At 47.9% G+C, this 2,531-nt stretch carries 5 protein-coding genes; all 5 read left to right on the top strand.

The window, feature by feature from the left end; all coding sequences use genetic code 11:
• Window positions 1-469 precede the first annotated feature (469 nt).
• A complete protein-coding gene (locus RBH33_RS17585; protein ID WP_306733530.1) occupies window positions 470-691 on the top strand; it encodes a hypothetical protein in 222 nt (73 codons plus the stop codon).
• A gap of 123 nt (window positions 692-814) precedes the next feature.
• On the top strand, window positions 815-1,150 hold the full coding sequence (locus tag RBH33_RS17590) for a hypothetical protein (protein ID WP_306733531.1): 336 nt from the start codon (window positions 815-817) through the stop codon (window positions 1,148-1,150).
• Between the two features lie 7 nt (window positions 1,151-1,157).
• Window positions 1,158-1,388 carry a hypothetical protein gene (locus RBH33_RS17595; protein ID WP_306733532.1) on the top strand — a complete coding sequence of 77 codons (231 nt, stop codon included), beginning with the start codon at window positions 1,158-1,160 and terminating at the stop codon, window positions 1,386-1,388.
• A gap of 264 nt (window positions 1,389-1,652) precedes the next feature.
• Window positions 1,653-2,018: a hypothetical protein gene (locus tag RBH33_RS17600; RefSeq protein WP_306733533.1), complete on the top strand. Its 366-nt coding sequence runs from the start codon at window positions 1,653-1,655 to the stop codon at window positions 2,016-2,018.
• Window positions 2,019-2,034: 16 nt separating this feature from the next.
• The gene (locus RBH33_RS17605; RefSeq protein WP_306733534.1) at window positions 2,035-2,388 is read left to right on the top strand and encodes a hypothetical protein; all 354 of its coding nucleotides are present in this window, start codon (window positions 2,035-2,037) and stop codon (window positions 2,386-2,388) included.
• Window positions 2,389-2,531 lie beyond the last annotated feature (143 nt).

A 2,531-nucleotide genomic window follows, 5' to 3' on the forward strand; every position in this document is an offset into this window, starting at 1 on the left:
CCAGGTCCCTCGTTCACCGTTTTACCGGCGGCTTTTGAATTGCAGGAGACGAGGATACAGCTGGCCTGCGAAATGAAGTTAAGACGTACATCTGGACAGTAAGAGACATTGGATTATGGAGCAGAAAAATAAAAACTTCCTGGAGTCTTGGAGGGATTGCTTTTGCGGGCCCTGGCCGCGAGTTGCCGGTGCTGTGGCGTTTGTCCTGGCTTTCAGCTTGTTCGCTACCTATTCGGCCCACCTTTTAGGGTTGTCGCCCAGGCCAGGAATAGAGGCACTTGCAGGGGCGCTTATAGGCGTAAGCCTCTGTATAGCAGCCGCCTGGAAAATAAAGAAACGCTGGCCACCTCGCAATTAGTTCCAGAAACGGTACGTTATGCCCTGGTGAAGAGTATGGAGGCGAAGCCAACGATTGGCTGGCACAGATAGACGGCCGGCTATGCATTTAGCAACACGGAGTAATTGGATTATGAGTAAACGCAACCAGAAAGACGTACAGAAATTGATTGATGGTATTGATGTAACAAATCAATCGCAGATAGATGAGCTAAAAGCGCTCCACCCAGGCGCTGGTGTTGGACCGTATGTACAAGAAAAACTTTCAGCGATGATAAGCTCCGGCGAAATATCTACCGTTGCTGAAACTCCCTTTCGGTACCTCAGGTTGTGGCCAGTAGCTAGTAGAACGTGAAAGAAGTTATGCACCATGGCGGGGTCAGTGACTGGTTTCTACTGGTTCTCGGCTGCGGCGGAACTTTCCTGGTCGAGTACCCGCCTCTCGGGCCATCAATTCGGTGATAAGGATCATTGGACTATGACTGCTACTAGCATACCAGAAGAATATTGGGACCCAGGCCGTGGACGTTATAACTCGCATGCTTACTTCCGGACAGTAAACCATCACCACATTTCTGACTACAGTGGAGACGAAACATGCGACCTGATGATTGTCGAGTGCAAGGACGGGCGTTGGTATATAGAGGACAACTGGGGTGATGACGTAAAAGATGCCAAAGATGTTTTCAAACCCCACACCAAGGGATCATACCCCACGTTTTTTAACACACTTGAAGAGTGCAACCTGCGAGCGGCTGAAATCGTGAGCTCAGTCACCGGTGCCAACGTCACGGATTTATTGCTAGAGGATTGATTGGAAAATGACTAGATCGAACTGCGAGAAATATTATTTGGGCTGTGTAACGTGCAGTGAATTAGTTAATGCTGCGCAAAAGGAGGTTACAGAAGGAATGGCGGACGCCATGCCGCATAAAGGAAAGATCGCCCTTCCTGAATTCGTCGTTTGCCACAAAGACTGCGAGCCGTTAGTTGTTATTCAGGAAGGCGATAGTCGAGTAGGTGAGTTTTCAAAATTTGAAGTTGTGCGTTAAAAAAACAGCAGACGATCAAGCGCTGGGTTAGAGGATTGTTGGTTTATGATCAAGCTATTCATCATGCGTAGGTTTACTCACCCATATATGAAGTTGCTATGGACTGGGGCAATCGTGATGGGTCTCGCCTACTTAGTAGGCTTTGGAGCAACCAAAGAAAGCCTGCCATTTATCATTGGGCAGGTTGTGCTGGGGACTTTCGGCTTGCTACGAGAATATCAGCTAAATTTGGTCAAGCGATCGCTATCTTCGTAAGGTTGGAAAATGTTGAAATATACCGTTAGAATTTTGGCAGCCACCGCCATCTACGCGTGCTCTGTTTTCAGTGCTTTCGCCGACAATGAGCACTATCATTCTCAGTCTCCCGGAACGGAAGCGTTTGCTGCTCAAATGACTCTCGATCTAGAAGTCGTCATTAGTGAGGCAGCGGCCATCACAGATTATTCATTTACACCGCCCGAATCAAATAGGCCAGACCACGGAATCCGGATCAATGTCAGCCAACTAACTGGGTGGGGAAATCCGCCTTCTATAATGGACTGCCTTATGAGGCTTTCACACGAGAATGGTTCGCGCTTCACCATAACCATCAATCATCCCGCTAAAACGATCGAACTCGTATACCTTTGATAAGGAATATTGGACTATGAATAAAAACGCTTTCGCTGACGGAATGCTTATAAACACCGCTTTGATAGTTGCGGGTGTAGTATTCCTGGTTTGGTTGTCAACGCTTGGCAGTAGCGATATTGCAACAAAGATGGAGTTCTACGGGACGAGCGCAGGAAAATTCGTCTCAGTGGTTCTCTTGATGGTTCCGTTTGCTGTGGTCTTCCAAAAGGTAACCCAAGGCGGCTTGAGTGGAAAGCGTTTAGCGATATTGATAATTGGTATGGTCTTGGTGCAACTAGTTATCGCGGCATACATGCCTCTTATTGTTGAGTTATTCCGAGGTGCTGGCGTGGACGCGGGCGAAGTCATCATCAGAGCGAAAGATTAATGCTAGGGGTAATTGGAATATGTATAAGGCACTGGGTCAGAAGCTAGCTACGGACAAAGGGGGATGGCTGTGATCAAACGCAAAGCATTGAAGAATGTGGCTATTGGATTGTTGACTGGATTGGGTGTCGCCCCCCTTCTCAA

It is taken from the genome of Marinimicrobium hydrolyticum, from assembly GCF_030848505.1.
GTDB lineage: Bacteria > Pseudomonadota > Gammaproteobacteria > Pseudomonadales > Cellvibrionaceae > JAVDDU01.